This is a genomic window from Kribbella sp. NPDC050820, assembly GCF_040653975.1.
Classification (GTDB): domain Bacteria; phylum Actinomycetota; class Actinomycetes; order Propionibacteriales; family Kribbellaceae; genus Kribbella.
The window spans coordinates 156,621-173,020 of record NZ_JBFAHB010000005.1 but is presented as its reverse complement, the minus strand read 5'-3'; the positions used below and the strand labels follow the sequence as shown (position 1 = coordinate 173,020).

The window sequence follows — 16,400 nt, the reverse complement described above, 5'->3', positions numbered from 1 at the left end:
GCACTCGCTTCGCTCAGCCGCTCGGGCGACAAACGTAAGTGCAGTGCAAGCCGCTTTCAGTGTTGTGACAGCTGCCGTCACCGGCGGGATGCTGCCGAGAAGCCTGGACCACGCGAGCGGGGCTCTCAGAGGTCTTGTAGGTGGTGGGTTTCGTTCAGGGATAGGAGTTGGTGGCTGTGGTGGGGGGTGTTGCGGTGGAGGGTGGTGATGCTGCCGGGGGTTAGGGGGAAGAAGGCTCGGTCTGTTGAGGTCTTGGGGATGCCTAGCCAGGCGGCGATCAGGTAGCTGGAGGCGGAGCCGTGGGAGACGACTATCTGGGTTGCGACAGGGCGGCGGAGGATGTCGGCCAGGGCTGGGTAGAGGCGTTCGACCAATGCCAGTCGGGTTTCTGCGCCGGCTGGGCCGTCGTGGTGGCCTAGGCGGTCGCCGTACTCGGGGAGGGGGATGCGGCGCTCGGCGAGCCAGGATTGGGGGCGGCCGTCGGCCTGGCCGTTGGATCGCTCGCGGAGCCGCGGATCAGTCTGGACTTCGACGGAGAAGCGCCGGGCAATTCGCTCTGCGGCTTGGCTGGCGCGACGGAGGTCGGAGGAGTAGATCTCGACCGGCTGGGGGCCGATTCTGGTTGCCAGGGCGTCGGCGATGCGTTCGGCGTGTAGGTGGCCGCGGGCTGTCAGGTGTGAGTCGTACCAGCCGCCGACGAGGCCGTCGACGTGATGCTGTGCCTCGGGATGCGTGACGAGGTAGATGTGTCTCACGCTCGGCGTCGGGCGGGTGGGATCCGGCTCGATGTAGTCGGGGGCGGGGTCGACGGTGAAGCGGGTTGCTTTGATGGTGGTCGCGCCGTTGAGCCAGGCCTTGGCGATTCGGTGGCCGCCGTCCATCAAGCCTCCGTCCGCTGACAGGATCACGGGGTAGCTGAGGTCGGCCTTCTGGATCCGATCGGCGTGTACGGCGACCATCCGGCAGGTGACCGCATCCCCGCCGAACCAGCAGTCCTGATCGAACTCCCGGATGCTGTCGATCGGCACGGACTCGACCGGGAGACCCTCGGCCCACTTCCACAGCCGTTCAGTCAAATAGAAGGCCCGCCCACCTGGCACGGGGCGTGAATGTCGTTCAGGCATCGCACCATCATCCCCTGAATTCGCCGTACTCTTCGGTGTGTGGGGAGACTGAGGGTCGCACTCGGGGTTGTACTCGGCATGTCTGCCGTCGCGACGGTCGGGGCGTTCGTGACGAGCGGACCACGGTCTGCCGTTTCGGGGGCGCTCACGACCGTCCTTGCCGCCGTGCTCTTCTACCGCTTGGTGCGGCAGCCCTCGCCGGCACCCCGGCTCTGGACGAGACGGCGGGCGGTCGCCACAGGCGTTGTCGGCGGGGTCGCCAGCCTGGTGACGATCGGATGCATGGTCTGGGTGGTGGCGATCCGCCCTGAGTGGGAACTGAAGGCCGCGGGTGTCGTCAGCGTCCTGTTCATACTGGGCTTTCTGGCGTGGATGGTCCGCATCGCTCGTGCCGAACACGCGGAGGCCCTCGCGATCGCTCAGCAAACCGACCTTTGATGTTGCTCGAGGATGTCTAGCCAAGCGGGCCCGACTGCCACATCCAGTCGGTGTTGTCGGCGAGGGTAAAGATCCAGGCGGCCTGCGCTGCTGTCTGCAGGTAGGCGAGAGCCGGCACGGTGATGGGTGGGTAGGGCAACGGATGCAGGAGTTGTACGGCGTCCTGCGGTGAGAACCAACCCACGTCGGTCACCGAGTCGTCTGGATCGTCGATTCGGAACGCAGCGTCAGTCACGGCTGCCACGTAGTTCCAGGACTGGGACAAAGTCTGGCCGTCCCTGGTGACTGTCGTCGTCCACGCGAGGCGGAGCGCATCCTCCGTGGCACGTAGGCCGGTTTCTTCGCGGAGTTCGCGGATCGCACCTGCTTCGGGTGACTCGCCTATTTCGACTGCACCGCTCGGAAGGTTCCAGTGCGGCGTGTCCCAGGCCTCGTAGTGCTCGCTGACCAGGGCGATCTTGCCGTCGTACTGCGCAATCACCCCCGCGTACCGGGCGCATGCGGTCAGTTGGGGAGGTGAGGGAGGACGTCGGTGTGGGGCCAGGTGTTGGCGAGGTAGCCGTCCAGGCGGAGGGTGGTGTACTCGAGGTGGCGGTGGGGCGGTTGGGGGAGGTGTTGGCGGGGGTTGAGGTGGATGTCGGTGACTACTGCGGTTTCTGTTACAGCGAGGAGGATGTCGCGGCGCTCGCGGGGCCGGTCGGGGCGATTCCTGCGAAGCTGGTGTCCAGAGCGGTATTCGACGGGCCGGATCACTGGGACGACTTCGCGAACCTGTACAGGAAGCTGACGCCCCGGCTGATGGCGCTGCTGGTGCACGGCGAGCTGAGTCTCGACCAGGGCCTGTTTGCGCAACATCTGGTCACGGCGGGTTGCTGGAGTACCTGGGCGGAGCCCGAGCGTACGACGATGCTTGCCGTGTGCAACCTTTGGTGGGACGCGACGCTCGCGACGTACCCGCGTCGGCCGGAGGCGCGGGAGGTGCTGAGCTTCCTGGCGTCGACGCCCGTACCGTTCGTCCGTTGGCTCGAGGTGTGGAACGCCCAGCCGGCCGGTGCGGCGGACCTGCATGCTGCGGACCTCTGCCTCTGGTGGGCGGACGAGCTGCTCGGCGGCCGGCTGATGGTCGGATGGTCGGGGACGATCGACCTCACGGCGGACGTGAAGCCCTGGATCCTCGAGGACGCGCAACCCCGCCTCGCGCGCGTGCCGGCCGAACCGCGCCTGACCGTGCTTCTCGAACTCCTCAGAAGTCGCTGATCGAGCATTCCGGAAGGAGAACGTCCGGAATGGGGGTTAGCGTCGTCGTATGGCTGAGATTCCTTGGGAGCCGCCGGTGGCGGGGTCGGATGTGGACCATCTGGTGGGGGCGTTGGAGAGGTTGCGGACGACGTTTCGGTGGAAGGCCGATGGGTTGGGCGCGGAGGGGTTGAACGCGCGGATCGGGAAGTCGTCGTTGACGATCGGTGGGTTGCTGAAGCATCTGGCGGCCAACGAGGACTACACGTTCACGGTGAAGTTTCGTGGTGAGTCGATGGGGGATCCATGGGTGGGCAACGGGTGGCGGGACGACAACGACTGGGAGTTGACATCTGCGGTCGATGACAAGCCTGAGGAGCTCTACGCGCTCTGGGACGGCGCGGTCCGGCGGTCGCGGGCGTGCCTCGCCGCGGCCATCGCGGACGGTGGCCTCGATCAGCCCGCGCACATCACCTGGCCGGACGGACGGCACGCCAGTCTTCGCCGCCTCGTCTGCGATCTGATCGAGGAGTACGGGCGCCACACCGGCCACGCCGACCTTCTCCGCGAAGCCGTGGACGGCCGAGTAGGTGAAGACCCACCAGCAGACTGGCGCCCGATCGGCGCCCAGGGCTAAAGCACGAGCTCGAATGGGAACTACTTCACCCGCTGCAGCGTGCCGTCAGCAGAGACTGCGATGGTGGTCGCAACCTTGTCGACGACCAGGTTGATCAGCGTGCGGTTCCCGGACTGAGTGGTGGTGTACGTGACGGCGGCGTTGGTGCGGACCGGGACGATGACCGACAGGATAGTTGCCGAGCGCCCCGAGCGGGTGAACTTGACGACGGGGGCCGGCTTGCGGGTGTCGATGGTCTGGTAGTGCCAGCCCTGGATCGGGTCGGTAGTGCCGTTGGCGACCTTGATCGGGGTCGTCTCCTGCTGGAACGGAACCTGCAGCAACACCGTCTTCACCTTGTCGCCGGGCTTGGTGGCCACCGCGGTCCCGTTGCTGGCAACAGTCACCTTCTGGTCCGACGGCAGATGCCACAGCGTCTCGTACTGCTCGTCCGACGCCGACGTGCCGCGGTCCAGCACGACCATCAGGTCCGGGTCCTTCAGCACCAGCACGCCACGGGTCCGGTCGATCCCCGGGCCGAGCGAGTCCTTCAGCTCGTAGAACTCCGAGGTCGCCCCGACCGACGACCGCGTCAACCGAGTCACCGGGTGGGAAGCTGCCGTCGACAACACCGTCATCTGGTTGTGCGAGAACTGGCTCTTCGCCCAGCTCCGCCAGTCGTCCCACTTGTACCCGGAGTGCCCGCCGTCGATCAGGATGTCGCGGCCGTGCGAGGTGTAGGTGACCGACGTGTGGTCCTCGTGACCGTGCAGCTTGCGCGACGGACCGAACCGGATGCTGTACGACGACTCCTGCGTGAACGGCCGCGTCTCACCCCAGCCGGTCCGGCCGAAGATGTACCCGGCGTCGAAGATCCCGACCCGCTGCGTCGGCCGGATCCCCTGCTTGCCGAGCGTCCCGGCGTACTCGAGGACCGTGCCGGGGACCGGCGACGTGCGGACCACCTCGGAGTCGCCGATCTGGTGCAGGTTGCCGAGTGAGTTGGTCGCGAGCGCGAGCCACTTGGCGAGCTCACGCCGGCGCGCCTTGATCGTCGTCCCCGGGTCGACGCCGCACTTCTGCAGGACGTCGATCGCCCGCCCCCAGAGCGAGTAGTTGAACTGCGCGTACGCCGTGGACTGCTCGTTGGTCGACCCCTGGGTGTCGATCGACGTCTTGATCGCGCTGGTCAGCCGGTCGGCGGCGATCTTCTTCAGGTCGGGCCGGTTCAGCGTGCAGCCGATGCCGAACAGCGCCAGGCTCTCGTCGGTGCCGTGGTTCCAGTCGCCGCTGTAGTTCTTCTGCAGGAACCACGCGTGCTCCTGCAGCGCCTTGTCCAGCCAGGCGTACGACAGCGGCAGCTTCGCCACCTTGAGTCCGGTCAACGTTGCCTGGCGCAGGCAGATCAGCACGTTGGTGCGGTGCATGGTCGACTCGTACGCGCCGATGTTCGGCTTCCACGAGTAGGGGTTGTCCTTCACCCAGTCGCGGACGATCGCGCTCACCCGGGCGAGCGCCTGCTTGTCGCCCATGCCGCCGGCGGCGATACCTTGACCCAGCCAGCGCAGCGAGTGGAACCACATGTACCAACTCGGGTTCTGGTACGGGTTCAGGCTCCAGTCGATGTCGCCCTTGCCGTTCCCGACCTTGTACGGCGCCGACGTCCCCCAGGCGAACGTGTCGTTGTAGAGCGCGGGGAGCGGGTTGCCCCGGTCGATGCCGGAGTACGCCGGGCATGTGTAGACGTTCCGCCTCGGCTGCTGCGTGACGGTCGGCGTGGGCGGTTCCGGAGTGCGGGCTACGGTCGGGTCCGGTGCTGCTTCGGGCGTCGAGCCACCCCAGGGAATCACGAGGGAGGTCACCACGACGAGCGCGCTCAGCAGCAGGGCGAGGCTGAGCCGCAGGGTCGTGCCGGCCTTGCGTTGTCGGTGCGCGGGCATGGTTGGTTCCTCACTGCAGCCCCCAGGGCATGCCTTGTTCTGGCCTAGACCTGAATTTGGGTCGGATGTGTCCCCGGGTCTGGTCAGGTTGGTCGTCGTCGCGATGCCCGAGCCGAGCGGTGGCTCCGGGCCAGAGGGTCTTGCTCTATAGACGTTGCGGGACCGCCGCGAAGTTGCGTCCGGCATCGAAATCGGTGCCGCGGCCCAGCCGTCGTACCGCTGTCACTCCAGCTTCATGGTCGCTGTCATCGGTTCCCCCCGACTCGAAGTGAATCCCTCTGTCCGCTTTGATGTCCGTACACACCCTAAAAGTTGTCCGGACCCCGTACTCCGGTTCCCGGGTTGCCCTTGCGGGCACGCTCAGTGGTCCAGAATCGCCTGCAGAATCAGGGCGTTCCGCGCGTTCTGCCCAGCCGGCACCGTGGTGTGACGTCCGTCGCGCAGGTCCGTCCGCAGCCGGTCGGGACGGGCAGCCAGGTACTCCGCCCAGTGCACGATGCGCAGGTTCGAGTGCCGTACGGCGGCCTGCTCCAGCTGCAGGTTGATCCACGTACTGTTCCGCTGGTCCGCGGCCTGGATCGCCGACGGCTCGTCCGTCCGCCGCACCTGCACGTCGACCCAGTACACCGTCCGCGAAGGTCCGGCGAGCTGCAGCGCACGATCGACCTGCGCGGCAAACGCCGGCGGATCGAAGATGTCGTTCGACCCGACCGCCATCACGATCCGGTGCGGAAGCCCGAACTGCTGCTTCCAGACCGCAAGAGCGTCGACCGCAGCCGACGCCGGCTCACCGGACCAGCTGTGCTCCGCAAACGTCGTGCCGTCCCGTTGCGCAAGCAGGTGCCCGAGCGCACCCCCGTCCTGTACGGCGATGCTGTCGCCGAACAGGTCCACCCCGTCCGTCGCAACCACATGCCGGATCTGGGCGGCGCTCGAGATCACCTTCGCGTGCGCCTGCCACGGACCGAGCGTGCCTGATCCATAACGGCCCGTGCCGGTGTCCTTGGCATGCGCAGTCGGGGCCTCAAGGTGGATGAAGGTGAGCAGGGCGGCGACCAGCGCCGCGATGAGGGCCGCGGAGGTCGCGGTGCGCGCAGCGATTCGAGGCACACCCTGATAACGCGTTAGGACGCGCGGAGGTTGCCATCGTCACTGGGGCCCCGCGAGGGCCTCGACGATCAGCTCGTTGCGCGCCTGCTGACCGAGCTGCGAGGTGTGGACGCCGTCCCGCAGGTACTTCGCCGCCCCGTCGGCTTGCACCGCGAGGAACTCGTTCCAGCGCACGATCCGCAGGTTCGGGTGCCGAACGGCGGCCTGCTCCAACTGCTGGTTGACCCACGCACTGTTCGCGAGGTCGGCCGACCGGACGGCGGAAGGCACACGCACCCGGCTGACGTGCACGTTCACCCAGTACACGGTCCGCGAAGGACCCGCGATGTGCATCGCCCGCTCCACCTGTGCGGCGAATGCGGGCGGGTCGAAGATGTCGTTCGAACCCACTGCCATCACGATCCGGCTCGGCAGGCCGAACCGCCGTTCCCAGTCCGCCAGCGCGTCCACGGCGGCCGAGGCCGGCTGCCCCGACCAGTCGTGGACGGCGATGGCGTCACCGGTCCGGCTCGCCAGCAACTCCTCCAGGGCCGGTCCGTCCTGTACGGCGATGCTGTCGCCGAACATGAACACCCCGTTGAACATCAGCGTGTCCCGGATCTCGTCGTCGGACGAGATGTGGTTGACCAGGTTCTCCCACGGGCCCAGCCGCCCCGAGCCGAACGGTCCCCGGTCCACCGAGCGCGCCCCGGTCCCGGGGGCGCTGCTGACCGGCACTGCCACGCTCGGGCGGCTGGGCTCGAGCAGCACCAGCACACCGCCCACCAGCGTCAGCACGACCATCGTCACCGACATGGCGGCCAACGGACCCCCGACGTGCTGACGGAAGCTGTGCCTCAACGCCCCCACACCCCCAGAATCTCGCCCTACCCCTCTACATGTCTCGACGCGGTGAACGGTTCCCTGCGTTGCATCTCAGGCAACCCGGATCAGTGAACCCCCAGCGGTGATCCCGATCGACGTCCGGACGCCGGCCACGTTGAGGTCGACGACGTACGTCGTACCGGACCAGCGGGCGCGGTACGTCACCGAACCGGTCGCCCGGACCGGCGCGATGAACGACAGGATCGACGCCGACGTCCCGGCCCGCGCGAACATCAGCGTGGGCGCCGACCGCCGGATGGTGATCTTCGGGTAGTGCCAGCCCTGGATCGGATTGGTCTGCGCCTGCTTGAGCAGGATCGCGCCACGCGGTAGCGCTTGCCGGTAGGGCACCTGGAACAGGATCGTCCGGGTGCTGTCGCCTGCCCGCGCCGCCAGTGCGGTCGTCCGTGAGTACACCGTCGCCCGCTGGTCCGACGGCAGGTGCCACAACGTCTGGAACTGCTGTGCGGTCGTGGACGATGCGCGGTCGAGCGTGACGATCAGGTCGGGACTCCGGACCACGAGTACTGCGCGAACCCGGCTGATCCCGGTCCCGGGCACGTCGGAGAACTCGTAGAAGTCCGAGGTCGACTTGAGCGCGTACCGTGTCAGCTTGGTGGTGGGCAGCCGGTCAGCGGTCCGCGGCGTCGTCATCGAGCTGTGCGCGAACGGGCTCTTCGCCCAGGTCCGCCAGACGTCGTTCTGGTAGCCGGCGTGGCCGCCGTCGATCACGATGTCCCGCCCGCGAGCGGTGTACGTGAGCGACATGTGGTCGCTGTGCCCGTGCAGCTTGCGCGGTGGTCCGTACCTGATGCTGTACGCCGCCTGGGCCGTGAACGTCGCCCGAGTCCCCCAACTGGAGCGGCCGAAGACGTAGCCGGCCGAGTACAGGCCGACGCGTTGGGCCGGTGCGGTCCCGCTCGCGCCGAGGCTTCCGGCGTACTGGAGTGGGGTGCCGGCGACGGGCGCCGTACGCACGACCTCGGAGTCGCCGAGCTGATGCAGGTTGCCCATGGAGTTCGTGGCCAGGGCCAGCCAGCGCGCCATCAGGGCTCGTCTCGCGGTGATCGTCGTACCGGGGTTGGCGCCGCAGGCTTGCAGTACGGTGACCGCTCGGCCCCAGAGCGCGTAGTTGAACTGCGCGTACGCCGTCGCCTGCTCGTTGGTCGACCCCTGGGAGTCGATCGCGGTGGTGATGCCGGCCGCGAGGCGTTGCTGGGCGAGCGTCTTGTAGTCGGAGCGGTTGAGTGTGCAGCCGACGCCGAACAGGGCGATGCTCTCGTCGGTGCCGTGGTTCCAGGCGCCGCTCCAGTAGTTGATCAGGAACCGGGCGTGGCTGATCAGCGCGGTGTCCAGCCAGAGGTAGCGCGGCGGGAGCGTGGTGACCTTGAGCCCGGCGAGCACTGCCTGCCTGGTGCAGATGATCACGTTGGTGCGGTGCATCGTCGACTCCCAGGCGCCGACGTTCGCCTTCCAGGAGTACGGGTTGTCGAGCACCCAGTCGCTGACGATCGTGGTGACGTGCGCGATCGCGTTCGCGTCGCCCTTGCCGGCCGCGATGATGCCTTGCCCGAGCCAGCGCAGCGAGTGGAACCACATGTACCAGCTGGGATTGCCGTACGGGTTGAGCTTCCAGTTGATGTTGCCGCTGCCGTTGCCGACCCTGACCGCCTTGAACCCGCCCCAGGCGTAGTAGTCGTTCATCACGTACGACAACGGTGTCGCGTCGTCGACCGTGCTGAACCCCGGGCACGTGTACGTCAGCGCCGCCGCGGCCTCCGCCGCCAGTTCGGCCTGGCTCTTCGCCCGCACATCCGCCGCCGGCGCCTGGGTCGCCGGCACCACATTAGTTGCCCCCGGCAAAAACTGCGCCCCCTCCGGCTCCGGCAGATCCGCCGCGATCGCGATCCCCGGACCCTCCTCGGACGGCCTCGCCGTCGCCACCTCGCCAGTCCCGCCGGCGATCCCCGCCACCACCAGCCCAACCACCAAAACCCACCTGACCATGTCCTTCCCCCACCACTAACCCGCAGCCCCCCAGCCGGCGGTGGAAACCCCTACACCCCCAAGATGACCCACAGGCAGGAAAAGTTGTGAGTCCTTGCCCAAGGCCACAGTGCTCTCACGCAGTGAAGATCCGGTGGCTGTGAGTGCGCGAGCGCAGGCGGGTCAGGTGCCTACCTTGCGGACGTAGGTTTGGGTGGGGGTGATGGGGCGGCCGGTGGCGTCCTTGATCTCGAGCTTGCGGAGGGGGCGGTCGGTCTTCGCGTCGAGGAGGACCGAGTGGGGTTCGGTGGGCTCGAAGAGGTGATCCTCGCCCCACTGGCGCAGGCTGACCAGGATGACGAAGAGGTCGCGGCCCTTCTCGGTCAGGGCGTACTCGTGGTACGCCGTCCCGTCGGCGGCCGGAACCACCTCGAGGATGCCGTGGGCGACGAGCTCACGCAGCCGCGACGACAGGATGTTCTTCGCCAGGCCGAGGTTGCGCTGGAACTCGCCGAACCGGCTGATCCCGTCGAACGCGTCCCGGACGATCAGCAGCGACCAGCGGTCCCCGATCACGTCGACGGCCCGCGCGACCGGGCACTCCGCGTCCTCGTGCGTGACCCGCTGCGGCATCTGTGTCCCCTTCGAGTACTGCGGCCGTCCGCCGCAGATTCCTGGCGCCAAGTGGTTGCAAGTATAAACCGGATCCCCTACGCTCCCGGTCAAGCTGGTTTCAACTTGAAACCAGATTCCACGAGCGGAGGAGGCCAGTCATGGCGACACAGGCGCAGGAGAGTGCAGACCAGAGAGTGAGCCCGGTGCGGGTCGCGGTCGTGCAGTTCGAGCCGCGGGTCGGGGTCGAGAACCTCAAGGCCAACGCGCTGGCGGTGGAGCAGCGGCTGAACGCGGCGGCCGACGCCGGCGCCGGCCTGATCGTGCTTCCCGAACTCGCCACCACCGGCTACGTCTTCGAGAGCCGCGAGGAGGCCTTCGCCCATGCCGAAGCGGTCCCGGACGGTCCCACCGTGGAGTCGTTCGCCCGGATCGCCGCCGCGCGGAACGTGTACATCGTCGGCTGCCTGCCGGAGCGATCCGGCGTGAAGCTCTACGACACCGCCGTACTGGTCGGCCCGGAGGGCTACATCGGCCGCTACCGCAAGACGCACCTGTGGAACACCGAGAAGCTCTGGTTCACCCCCGGCGACGAGGGGTTCTCGGTGTTCGACACCAAGATCGGCCGGATCGGGCTGCTGGTCTGCTGGGACATCTGGTTCCCCGAGACGGCGCGGATCGTGGCGCAGATGGGCGCGGACATCATCTGCATCCCCACCGGCTGGGTCTGGACACCGCCCCCGCTGTACGACGCGAGCGGCGTCTGCATGGCGGCGTACCTGACCATCACGGCCGCCCATGCCAACAACGTCTTCATCGCCACCGCGGACCGGACCGGTCAGGAGCGGGGCGCGGGCTTCATGGGCAACTCGCTGATCGCCGGGACGAACGGCTGGCCGATCGACCGGATCGCGGGCCCGGACGAGGACACCGTCATCTACGCCGACATCGATCTGACGGCCGCCCGAACTGCCCCGATCTGGAACCAGCTGAACGACCTCCACCGGGACCGTCGTACCGACCTGTACGACCAGATGCTCGGTTACCGCGACCGCGCTCCGCTGCCGAGGTGACCTGATGACGACAGTCCGCAGTACGGCGGGAGTCACCGGCCCGCGGCGCTTCGCCTCCTTTGGTGCCGGGCTGGCCGGCCTCTGCCTCCTGGTCCTCGCCGGCTGGACCTTCACGCGAGTCGACGGGCCCTGGCAGCCGTGGAACGGCGACTACACCGACGTGGGCCCGTTCGCCTCCTGGCTGGCCGGATCCATCAGTGAGCCGCAGTTTTACGCGGTGGCACCGGCTGGAGTGTTGCTGCTCGTGGGCGGCCTGGCCGGTCATGTCGCCCACCGGAGATCATGGCGATGGCAGGGGTTCGTCCAGGCCTGCGGCACGGGACTGTGGCCGTGGGCCGCCGGCAGCGGGTTGGCCAGCCTGCTCCTCGGCAACCTCCTCTGGGGCTGGACGCTGAAGCCTGGCAGTTGGCAGCCGTTGTTCGTACCGCTGGTGTCCGTCGCGCCGGCGATCGTGGTTCTCTTCGGGCCGGGGTGGAGAGTCGGGCTGTCGGCCGCCGTACTGGGCGCGTTGCTCACGCCACCGATCGCGATCCTGGCGGTCGAACGGGTCTGCGTCCCGCTCGACCTGCCGCCCGTCGTCGGTGCGACCGCAGGCATGGCACTCGGCGCTCTCATCGCGTTCTGGCTCTGCAGACAGCTGAGGTGGATGCCGGCGCCGGGCGCCTGGCGAACGCAGATCGCCGACGAGCCACGCCGTGGATCTGCCCTGCTGTGGTTGCCTCGTCGTGCGTTGGCCGACTTCTCCGAGGCGCAGTTCTTCGGCAACGAATGGGCGAGCGCGGCGTTGATCGTCGGCGCCGTTGTGACGCACCTGATCGCTCCGTCCAGCATCGCCTACGGATCGGGGCTGTTCCTCGCGGTGCTCGCCAGCCAAGCGCTGACCGCTGTCGTCGGTGTGATCGTTTGGCGCAAGCGCTGGCAGGCGCATGGCTTTTACCCGACGTTCGTACCGGTCGTCTCGGTCGCACCGGCAGCCGTCCTGGCCTTCGGTGGCACCCTGCAGTCCGTCGTGGCCGGCGCGCTGGCCGGAGCGCTGATCGCCCCACCGGTGGCCGCCGCGATCGGGGCCCGGCTGCCTGCGGGCTTCCATCCCTTCATCGGCAACGTGGTCTCGATGAGCGTGTGTACGGCGTTGATCGTGCCCCTGCTCGGTCTCGTCCCGGGATTCGCCTCATGAACCTCACAGAGCTCACGCGAGCGATCCGCGAGACCTCCGCCCGCGAGGTCACCGAGACGACGTTGCGCCGGATCCACGAGCTGAACCCCACCCTGAACGCGTTCGCTCTCGTGGACGACGACGGCGCCCGCGCGGCCGCCCGGGTCGCCGACGAACAACTTGCCTCAGGCATCGATCTCGGTCCGCTGCACGGCGTGCCCGTGGCAGTAAAGGACCTCGTCGACATGGCGGGTCTGCCCACCAGCTGTGGATCGGCCACGTCCTTCGGCTCCACTCCGACGGAAGACGCCGAGGTGGTACGGCGATTGCGCGCCGCCGGAGCGGTGATCGTCGGGAAGACGACGTTGCACGAGTTCGCGTACGGCGCCACCGGCGATCGTTCCGTCCACGGCGTCTCCCGTAACCCGGTCGACCCCAGCCGGATGTCCGGTGGGAGCAGCGGTGGCAGCGCGGTCGCGGTGGCGGCCGGGATGGTGCCGCTCGCGCTGGGCACCGACACCGCCGGCTCGATCCGGGTGCCCGCCGCGCTCTGCGGTGTCGTCGGCTTCAAACCGTCGTACGACGCCATCTCGAGCGCCGGCGTGTATCCGCTGGCTCCGAGCTTGGACCACGTCGGCCTCTTCGCGGCCACCACCGAGGACGCGCTGACCGGCTACCAGGCACTCAGCGACCGGCCGGTGACGCCCCGGCCGGGCCGGTTCGCGGTCGGATGGATCCCGCCGGCCTCGATCGCCCGGACGGATCCAAGGATCGAGGAGCTGACCCGGCAACTCGTCCACCGGATCGGAGCCGACGTCGGCGTCGTCCGCGGATTCCCCGAGTGGGAGCGGCCGGACACGCTGTTCGAGATCTTCTCCACCCTGCAAGGCCGGGAGGCGTTCCGCGTGCACGAGCACCACCTCGGCGCGGACCGGGACTTGATCGATCCCGAGGTCCTGGCCCGGCTCGACCTGGGTCGGGAGATCTCCGCGGGCCGCTACGCCGAGGCCGACGCCGCTCGCCAGGAGTTCCGGACCATGGTCGACGAGCTGCTGTCGACGTACGACGTACTCGCGTTGCCGACCGTGCCGATCGTGGCACCACAGGTGGGCGAGCGCAGCGTTTCGGTGACCGGCGCGGACCTCGAGGTGCGCTCGGCGCTGCTGTCGCTGACGAGCCCGTGGAACCTGACGGGTTCGCCGGCGATCAGTGTTCCCGCGGGACGGGTGGACGGGCTGCCGGTCGCCGTACAACTCATCACTGCGCCGGGCGACGAAGGACTGCTCTTCGCCGCCGCCCGGACGCTCGAAACCGCCGCCCTGGCCGAGTAAGCCGGAGCGAGGAAGGACTGTCATGCCATCGATTCAGGTCGACCTGCCGGTGACTGCCGGCGAGGTCACCAAGCGGGAGTTCGCGGAACGCCTCGGCCACCTCTACGGCGAGATCATGCAGGTCGGCCGGGACCTGCTCACGGTCTCCGTCCACGACCTCGGCAGCGGCGGGGTGTGGCGCTGCCACGAGTCCGGTCCGCCGACGCCGTCGGCCCTGATCATGTGCGACATCCGGAAGGGCCGCCCCGCGGAGACCAGAGCCCGTCTCGCCCGGGCCCTGATCGACGCCTGCGCCCAGACCTTCCAGCTCGACGCCCTGTGGATAAAGGTCGAGTTCACCCAACACGACGGCGCCGACATGTACCACCCCCACCTGGGCGGCTTCAACAAGAACTGGAACGCCGACGAGCGCCCATCGCACCTGCCTTCGTGAGGACGCGTCAGGCGGAGCGTTCGGACTGGCTGCGTTCGACGCAGAACTCGTTGTGTTCGGGGTCGTGCATGGTGACCCAGCCGGGGCCTTCGAGGGTGCGGTGGTCTTCGTGGATGGTGGCGCCGAGGGCGAGGAGGCGGTCGACCTCCTCGTCGCGAGTGCGCTGGTCGGGGACCCAGTCGAGGTGGACGCGGTTCTTGACCGACTTGGACTCGGGGACGGCGATGAACAGCAAACCGGGGACCGGAGCCGGCGCCACCAGCAGCACCTCGTCGTCGCCGGGCACGTCGCCGTCCGCGATCGGCCAGCCGGTGGCGTTGCTCCAGAACTGCGCGAGCTCGTACGGGTTGCCGGCGTCGATCGTGATGTGTCGCGGGATCATGCCGCGACCCTAACCGCGACCCCGGGCATTCGACGGCTGTTTTTCCCGCCGCTGCTGCAATTGTCGGTGGCCGGGTCTACTGTGCGGCCAAAGGGACCAACACAGGGGGAAGGGGAGTCAGATGCCATCTCGGCTCAATCCGTACATCCAGTTCGACGGCAGTGCACGGGAGGCGATGGAGTTCTACCAGGGGGTCTTCGGTGGTGACCTCGCCACCAACACGTTCGCCGAGTTCGGCGCCAGCAGCGGCCCGGACGACGAGAACAAGCTGATGCACGCCCAGCTCGAGACCCCGAGCGGGTTCACGCTGATGGCCTCGGACACGCCGCCGGGGATGTCGTACAACCCGGGCGAGAACATCTCGGTCAGCCTGAGTGGTGACGACGAGGAGCTGCGCGGGTACTACGAGAAGCTGTCCGAGGGCGGCAAGGTGACGGTGCCGCTGGAGAAGCAGATGTGGGGCGACGAGTTCGGCCAGGTCGTCGACAAGTTCGGCATCAACTGGATGGTCAACATCAGCGGGAGCTGACCGACTTCGGGCGCCGTGACTGGACCAGAAATTCGGTACGGCGCCCCGCGGCCGCCGGGCTACCGTGAACAGCATGGGACTCAACGACGTGCTGTACGACCCGCTCCGGCACAACAACTGGGCGACGAAGAGCCTGATCAGGTTCTGCCGCGACCAGAAGCTCACCGCCGAACAGTTGGAGGTCACCGGCGTCGGCACGTACGGCGGGATCCTCGCCACCCTCGACCACATCGTCCGGTGCGACGGCAGCTACGTGCGCCGGGTCGCGGACAGCCCGCTCGACTTCGTGGACGGCGAGCCGGCCACCGACTTCGACACCCTCGAGCGCTGGAACGACGAGGCCGGCGCGCTGTGGGAGGACGTCCTCACCAAGCCGATCGACGTCGAGCGCGAGATCGTCGTGGACAACAACACCCGCGCCACCCGGGCCGGCGTATTCATCGCCCAGGCGATCAACCACGCCAACCACCACCGCGAGCAGGTCTGCGCGATCCTCACCGGCCTCGGCATCCAGCCCCCGGACATCCAGGCCTGGGAGTACGCCTGGACCCACAACCGGATCTGGGACCTCCCCGCCTCCGGCTAGTCCCGCTTCAGCAGCGGCGCCGACTCGGAGACCGGCGTGACCGGGGTGCCGTAGGTGACCCAGTTGAGGATGTTCTCCACCACCAGGTTGCCCATCGCGTTGCGCGTCGGGATGGTCGCCGACCCGACGTGTGGCAGGAGTACGGCGTTCGGCAGGTCGAGCAGACCGGGATGAACGGTCGGCTCGGCCTCGAAGACGTCGAGCCCGGCGCTGAGGATCGTGCGGTTGCGGAGCGCGTCGACCAGGGCCGGCTCGTCGACGACGGTGCCGCGGGCAACGTTGATCAGGATGCCGTCCGGACCGAGGGCCTCGAGGACCTCGGCGTTCACCAGGTGGCGGGTGTCGTCGCCGCCCGGGATGACGATCATCAGGATGTCGACGTCGCGAGCCATCTCGACCAGCGACGGGTAGTAGCGGTAGTCGACGTCCTTGCGGCGCCGGTTGTGGTAGGCCACGGAGACCCCGAACGGCGTCACCCGGTCCGCGATCGCCTCCCCGATCCGGCCGAGGCCGAGGATGCCCATCCGGCGACCGTGCAAGGTTGCCCGGGTCAACGGGTACGGCCCGTCCTGCCACTTGCCGTCACGGAGGTACCGCTCGGCCTGGGGCAGCTCGCGGACGGTCATCAGCAGCAGTCCGAGAGCGGTGTCCGCGACCTCGTCGTCCAGGACGCCGGGCGTATTCGTCACCACCACACCACGCTCGGCCGCGGCGGTCGCATCGATCTGGTCGTACCCGACCCCGAAGCTCGCCACGATCCGCACCGCCGGCAGCCGGTCCAGGAACGCGCCGTCGATCCGCGTGCCGCCGGTCGCGACGGCGACGATCTCGTCCCGGCGCTCCGCGAGTACGGCGTCCGGATCCGCCTCCTGCCAGAGCCGGATCAGCTCGACCTTCCCGTCCAGACCCTCCGCGACGACCGGGTTCATCGGCCCCGGCATCAACACCACTGGCAGTCCCACAGCTCCTCCTCGCTGAATTGCC

18 protein-coding genes are annotated in these 16,400 nt (G+C 68.2%); 9 read left to right on the top strand and 9 right to left on the bottom strand.

All coding sequences use genetic code 11. The features are described from left to right. Positions 1 to 125: 125 nt before the first annotated feature. Complete coding sequence (locus AB0H36_RS07395; protein WP_360518066.1) at positions 126 to 1,076, bottom strand: histidine phosphatase family protein; 951 nt, start codon at positions 1,074 to 1,076, stop codon at positions 126 to 128. Positions 1,077 to 1,406: 330 nt separating this feature from the next. Here AB0H36_RS07395 and AB0H36_RS07390 point away from each other — a divergent pair, with 330 nt between their 5' ends. Beyond that, a complete protein-coding gene (locus AB0H36_RS07390; RefSeq protein ID WP_360518063.1) occupies positions 1,407 to 1,562 on the top strand; it encodes a hypothetical protein in 156 nt (51 codons plus the stop codon). Positions 1,563 to 1,578: 16 nt separating this feature from the next. Here the strand turns inward: AB0H36_RS07390 and AB0H36_RS07385 are convergent, their stop codons facing one another. After that, positions 1,579 to 2,043 (bottom strand): NUDIX hydrolase, encoded by a 465-nt coding sequence (locus AB0H36_RS07385; RefSeq protein WP_360518060.1) that lies wholly within the window; start codon positions 2,041 to 2,043, stop codon positions 1,579 to 1,581. A gap of 53 nt (positions 2,044 to 2,096) precedes the next feature. Between AB0H36_RS07385 and AB0H36_RS07380 the strand changes: the two genes are divergently transcribed. Together AB0H36_RS07380 and AB0H36_RS07375 are read left to right on the top strand one after the other, a co-directional pair. Further along, positions 2,097 to 2,819 carry a hypothetical protein gene (locus AB0H36_RS07380; protein ID WP_360518057.1) on the top strand — a complete coding sequence of 241 codons (723 nt, stop codon included), beginning with the start codon at positions 2,097 to 2,099 and terminating at the stop codon, positions 2,817 to 2,819. Between the two features lie 49 nt (positions 2,820 to 2,868). Next, entirely contained in the window at positions 2,869 to 3,435 is a 567-nt protein-coding gene (locus tag AB0H36_RS07375) for a DUF664 domain-containing protein (protein ID WP_360518054.1), read from the top strand. Between the two features lie 20 nt (positions 3,436 to 3,455). Here the strand turns inward: AB0H36_RS07375 and AB0H36_RS07370 are convergent, their stop codons facing one another. The 5 genes from AB0H36_RS07370 to AB0H36_RS07350 form a co-directional block, all read right to left on the bottom strand. Then, positions 3,456 to 5,354, bottom strand: a complete 1,899-nt coding sequence (locus tag AB0H36_RS07370) for a heparinase II/III family protein (protein ID WP_360518051.1) — start codon at positions 5,352 to 5,354, stop codon at positions 3,456 to 3,458. Positions 5,355 to 5,714: 360 nt separating this feature from the next. Continuing rightward, complete coding sequence (locus AB0H36_RS07365) at positions 5,715 to 6,464, bottom strand: hypothetical protein (protein WP_360518048.1); 750 nt, start codon at positions 6,462 to 6,464, stop codon at positions 5,715 to 5,717. A 39-nt stretch (positions 6,465 to 6,503) separates the two neighbouring features. Then, positions 6,504 to 7,259 carry a hypothetical protein gene (locus AB0H36_RS07360; protein WP_360518045.1) on the bottom strand — a complete coding sequence of 252 codons (756 nt, stop codon included), beginning with the start codon at positions 7,257 to 7,259 and terminating at the stop codon, positions 6,504 to 6,506. A 120-nt stretch (positions 7,260 to 7,379) separates the two neighbouring features. Next, positions 7,380 to 9,317 carry a heparinase II/III family protein gene (locus tag AB0H36_RS07355; RefSeq protein ID WP_360518042.1) on the bottom strand — a complete coding sequence of 646 codons (1,938 nt, stop codon included), beginning with the start codon at positions 9,315 to 9,317 and terminating at the stop codon, positions 7,380 to 7,382. Between the two features lie 180 nt (positions 9,318 to 9,497). Beyond that, a complete protein-coding gene (locus tag AB0H36_RS07350) occupies positions 9,498 to 9,947 on the bottom strand; it encodes a helix-turn-helix domain-containing protein (RefSeq protein ID WP_360518039.1) in 450 nt (149 codons plus the stop codon). A 140-nt stretch (positions 9,948 to 10,087) separates the two neighbouring features. Between AB0H36_RS07350 and AB0H36_RS07345 the strand changes: the two genes are divergently transcribed. From AB0H36_RS07345 to AB0H36_RS07330, 4 genes are read left to right on the top strand one after another with little or no spacing between them, the layout of a single operon-like run. After that, the gene (locus tag AB0H36_RS07345) at positions 10,088 to 10,999 is read left to right on the top strand and encodes a nitrilase family protein (protein WP_360518036.1); all 912 of its coding nucleotides are present in this window, start codon (positions 10,088 to 10,090) and stop codon (positions 10,997 to 10,999) included. A 4-nt stretch (positions 11,000 to 11,003) separates the two neighbouring features. Next, entirely contained in the window at positions 11,004 to 12,176 is a 1,173-nt protein-coding gene (locus AB0H36_RS07340) for a hypothetical protein (protein ID WP_360518033.1), read from the top strand. After that, complete coding sequence (locus AB0H36_RS07335) at positions 12,173 to 13,486, top strand: amidase (RefSeq protein ID WP_360518030.1); 1,314 nt, start codon at positions 12,173 to 12,175, stop codon at positions 13,484 to 13,486. Before AB0H36_RS07340 ends, AB0H36_RS07335 begins: the two co-directional genes overlap by 4 nt. Before the next feature lie 22 nt (positions 13,487 to 13,508). Continuing rightward, positions 13,509 to 13,919 (top strand): hypothetical protein, encoded by a 411-nt coding sequence (locus AB0H36_RS07330; protein ID WP_360518027.1) that lies wholly within the window; start codon positions 13,509 to 13,511, stop codon positions 13,917 to 13,919. Between the two features lie 7 nt (positions 13,920 to 13,926). Here AB0H36_RS07330 and AB0H36_RS07325 read toward each other — a convergent pair whose 3' ends face one another. Next, a complete protein-coding gene (locus tag AB0H36_RS07325) occupies positions 13,927 to 14,301 on the bottom strand; it encodes a VOC family protein (RefSeq protein ID WP_360518024.1) in 375 nt (124 codons plus the stop codon). A gap of 121 nt (positions 14,302 to 14,422) precedes the next feature. Here AB0H36_RS07325 and AB0H36_RS07320 point away from each other — a divergent pair, with 121 nt between their 5' ends. After that, positions 14,423 to 14,830 (top strand): VOC family protein, encoded by a 408-nt coding sequence (locus AB0H36_RS07320; protein WP_360518021.1) that lies wholly within the window; start codon positions 14,423 to 14,425, stop codon positions 14,828 to 14,830. Positions 14,831 to 14,903: 73 nt separating this feature from the next. Continuing rightward, the gene (locus tag AB0H36_RS07315; RefSeq protein ID WP_360518018.1) at positions 14,904 to 15,416 is read left to right on the top strand and encodes a DinB family protein; all 513 of its coding nucleotides are present in this window, start codon (positions 14,904 to 14,906) and stop codon (positions 15,414 to 15,416) included. Here AB0H36_RS07315 and AB0H36_RS07310 read toward each other — a convergent pair. Then, a complete protein-coding gene (locus AB0H36_RS07310) occupies positions 15,413 to 16,378 on the bottom strand; it encodes a 2-hydroxyacid dehydrogenase (RefSeq protein ID WP_360518015.1) in 966 nt (321 codons plus the stop codon). The genes AB0H36_RS07315 and AB0H36_RS07310 overlap by 4 nt on opposite strands. Between the last annotated feature and the right edge of the window lie 22 nt (positions 16,379 to 16,400).